The organism is Anaerotruncus sp. DFI.9.16, from assembly GCF_024461615.1.
In the GTDB taxonomy this organism is placed as follows: domain Bacteria; phylum Bacillota; class Clostridia; order Oscillospirales; family Ruminococcaceae; genus Anaerotruncus; species Anaerotruncus massiliensis.
This window is the reverse complement of the sequence record NZ_JANFZX010000112.1, coordinates 1-3,838: the sequence shown is the minus strand read 5'-3', so window position 1 is coordinate 3,838 and position 3,838 is coordinate 1. Positions and strand designations below refer to the sequence as shown.

The following is a 3,838-nucleotide window of genomic DNA, read 5'->3' as shown; positions in this document are numbered from 1 at the left end:
CGCTCGTGATTCTTGCCGCCCACGGGCGGCAATTCCCGTGAAAGCCCCGCCGGGCACAGCGCGGCACATCTGAAGCGCCCCGGAGGGGTGCGAAAAAAGCCCTGTCGGGCGCAGCGCGGCAAATCCAGGCCCGCCCGCCGGGGCGGGTCCCGGCAATCTCCGCCGCCGCAGGCGGCACATCTGGAGCGCCCCGGAGGGGTGCAAAAAAAGCCCCGCTGGGCGTAGCGCGGCAAATCCAAAACCGCCCGCCGGGGCGGGACCCGGCTAAAACGCGCTGCCCGGCTTCGCCGGAGCGCCGCTGCACGGCGACGCGCGTTCAAAGGGGCTTACGCCCCTTTGGATTCCCATAGAGGAACTGCCTGCGGCAGAATCTCTTACAAGATGCGCCCCGAAGGGGCGCGAAAAAAGCCCCGCCGGCGGGCCGCCGGCAAACGCCGCCGCTCCCCGAGCGGCAACCCCCAGGAGGAACGCAATGAACATCCTGCTTGTGGCAATCAACGCGAAATACAGCCACACCAACCTCGCGGTGCGCGATCTGCAAAACGTGCTCGCGGCGGAGGGGATGGAGGCAGGAATCGCGGAATATACGATCAACCAGCCCACGCGGGAGATCCTCAGCGACCTTGCGCGCCGGGGCGCGGATACCTATTGCTTTTCCTGCTACATCTGGAACATCGAATATGTGCGCAGGCTCGGCGCGGACCTGCGGCTGCTCTTTCCGGAGGCGTCCATCCTGCTGGGCGGGCCGGAGGTGAGCTTCGACCCGGAGGAACGGCTCGCGGCGATGCCGTGGGCGGACGCGATCCTCTGCGGGGAGGGGGAGCCGCAGATCGCCGGTGTCCTGCGGGAGGGACGGCCGCGCGGGGTCCGCCGCGCCGGGCGGTTTACCGACCTGGACGCGCTGCCCTTCCCTTACCGCGATTTCGACGCACTCAAAGACCGGGTGCTCTACTATGAGTCGTCGCGCGGGTGCCCGTTCGGGTGCAGCTACTGCCTGTCGTCCGCCGACCGGACGGTGCGTTACCGCTCGCTGCCGCGCGTCTTCGACGATTTGCGGCGGTTCCTCGACGCCGGGGTGATGCAGGTCAAGTTCGTCGACCGCACCTTCAACCTCGACGCGGACCGGGCGCTCGCGATCTGGAAATTCCTCGCGGAGCACGACAACGGAATCACCGGCTTTCAGATGGAGCTGGGCGGAGACCTGCTCACCGGGGAGCAGCTGGCGTTTTTCTCCACGGTGCGGCCGGGACTCTTCCAGTTCGAGATCGGCGTGCAGAGCACCTGCGGCGAAACGCTCGCGGAGGTCTGCCGCAAGACGGACGTCGGCCGCCTGATGGAGAACGTGCGCGCGCTGTCGGCGGCGGGCCGCCTGCATCTGCACCTCGACCTGATCGCGGGGCTGCCGGGCGAGGATTTCGCGCGGTTTGCGAAAAGCTACGACGAGGTGTTTTCCCTGCGGCCGGAGCAGCTCCAGCTCGGCTTTCTCAAGCTGCTGCGCGGCTCCTCCCTCTACGCGCGCCGGGAGGAATACGGCCTCGTGCACAGCGAAACGCCGCCCTATGAAATTTTATGCACGCCGCGGCTTTCCTTTTTGGAGCTTTCGCGGCTCAAATCGGTCGAGGAGATGACCGAGGCGTACTACAACAGCGGCCGGTTTTCCCACACGCTCGCATACCTGCTGGAATACATCCCCTCGCCGTTTGAGGCGATGCACGCGCTCGGGGAGCGGATGCCGGCGCGTGCGGTGGGCAAGTACGAGTATTACGACCTGCTTTACGCGCTCTGCGTCGACCGCGGCGGCGATCCCGAAATCTGCCGCTGGCTCGTGCGGTACGACCTCTGCCTGCATGAGAGGCCGCGCCGGCTGCCCGCCTGCTGCCCCGAGGCCCCGCGGGAGGCGCGGCGGCGCGCGGCGGAGCGGGGGCTGCCATCGGGAGCGCATCTCGAGCTGTTCCCCTTTGACGTGACCAGCCCCGGGCGGGAGCCGGGGGAGACGGCGGTCTGCTTTTTCCACGGGGAGCGGGATCTGCGCGGCAGGGCGCGCGCCGAACGGATTTTGTAAAAGGCCGGGTATTTACCCGGCCTTTTCTGTACGTCCCGCGCGGACAGGGACTGTATTTTTTTGCAAGAAAATAGGGGAAATTTGTTGGATTGTGTTGACTTTTCCCTGTAATTATGCGATCTTTATAACAGCACGTTCACAATTTGTTTTTATTTGAGGGGGACAAAAGAAAGATGGAACCTGTATTCGTAGGCTGGCTGTCGCTGCTGCCGCCCATTATCGCGATCGGCCTCGCGCTGATCACCAAGGAGGTCATCTCCTCGCTGATGATCGGCATCCTGTCGGGGGCGCTCATCTATGCGCTCAATACCGGCCTCAACCCGGTGGTCGGCGTCGCGGAGACGACCTTCAAGCTGATGGCGGGCCGTATGGACGTCAACATCCTGCTGTTTTTGGCGCTGCTCGGCGCGCTGGTCGTCGTCATGCAGATGGCGGGCGGCTCGCGGGCGTACGGCCGTTGGGCCTCCAGCAAGCTCAAGAGCAAACGCAGCGCCCTGCTCGCGACGAGCGCGCTCGGCGCGCTCATCTTCATCGACGACTATTTCAACTGCCTCACCGTCGGCACCGTCATGAAGCCGGTCACCGACAAGTACGGCGTTTCCCGCGCGAAGCTCGCGTACATCATCGACGCGACGGCCGCGCCCATCTGCATCATCGCGCCGATTTCCAGCTGGGCGGCGGCCGTGGGCTCCAACCTGGCGGTGACGGGCGCGTTTGAAAGCGATCTGGGCGCCTTTGTGGCCACCATCCCCTACAACCTCTACGCGCTGCTTTCAATCGTCATGGTGGTCGCGCTCTGCTGCACCAACCTCGACTTCGGTCCGATGGCGGGCGCGGAGGCGCGCGCAGCCAGGGGCGAGCTCGGCGCGGTGGACACCACCGTGGGCGAGGAGCTGCCCGTCAACGACAAGGGCCACGTCTACGACATGATCATCCCCGTTGTGGCACTGATCATTTTCTCGATCCTCGCGATGCTGTGGAACGGCGGCTTCTGGGGCGAGGACCCGGCCTTCCATTCGATCGGCGCGGCGTTCGGCAACTGCACCGCCTCCGAGGCGCTGGTCATCGGCGGCTTCGGCGGCCTGATCGTGGCGTTTCTGCTCTTCGTGCCGCGCGGCGTGGTCCGCTATAAGGACTTCATGGCCGGCATCGGCGAGGGCGTCAAGTCGATGGTCCCCGCGGACATCATCCTCATCCTCGCCTGGACGATCAGCGGCGTCTGCCGCGACCTGCTCATGACGGGCGAATTCGTCAAGGGCCTCGTCGAAAACGGCGGCTTCCCCGGCTTCCTGCTGCCCGCGCTGGTCTTTGCGATCGCCGCCTTCCTCTCCTTCGCGATGGGCACCGCCTGGGGCACCTTCGGCATCCTGATCCCGATCATCGTCCCCGTCTGCATGGCGGCCGCTCCCCAGCTGCTGGTCGTCTCCCTCTCCGCGACGCTGGCGGGCAGCGTCTTCGGCGACCACTGCTCCCCCATCTCCGACACGACGATCCTCTCGTCGACCGGCGCGGGCTGCAACCACATCGAGCACGTCTCCACCCAGATGGTCTACGCGCTCACCGTGGCGGTCTGCTGCTTCTTCGGCTATATCGTGGCGGGCCTGACCGGGGGCAACATCCCGATCACCCTCGGCGTCTCCATCGTCCTGCTGCTGGGCGCGCTCTTTGTCCTCCACCGGCTGTTCGCCGGCAGGGGCGAAAAACAGGCCGCTTAAAACCTGCCGCAATCAAAAGAACCGGGGGGGGGGGGGGGGGGGGGGGGGGGGGGGGGGGGGG

Annotated in this window: 2 protein-coding genes; both read left to right on the top strand. The window is 66.0% G+C overall.

The features are described 5' to 3' along the window. Nucleotides 1-472 precede the first annotated feature (472 nt). Entirely contained in the window at nucleotides 473-2,062 is a 1,590-nt protein-coding gene (locus tag NE609_RS17085) for a B12-binding domain-containing radical SAM protein (protein ID WP_256153214.1), read from the top strand. Between the two features lie 173 nt (nucleotides 2,063-2,235). Beyond that, a complete protein-coding gene (locus NE609_RS17080; RefSeq protein WP_121587298.1) occupies nucleotides 2,236-3,777 on the top strand; it encodes a Na+/H+ antiporter NhaC family protein in 1,542 nt (513 codons plus the stop codon). Nucleotides 3,778-3,838 lie beyond the last annotated feature (61 nt).

Coding starts and splice junctions, on each gene's coding strand:
- NE609_RS17085 (WP_256153214.1), top strand. CDS start 473: ATGAACATCCTGCTTGTGGCAATCAACGCGAAATACAGCCACACCAAC.
- NE609_RS17080 (WP_121587298.1), top strand. CDS start 2,236: ATGGAACCTGTATTCGTAGGCTGGCTGTCGCTGCTGCCGCCCATTATC.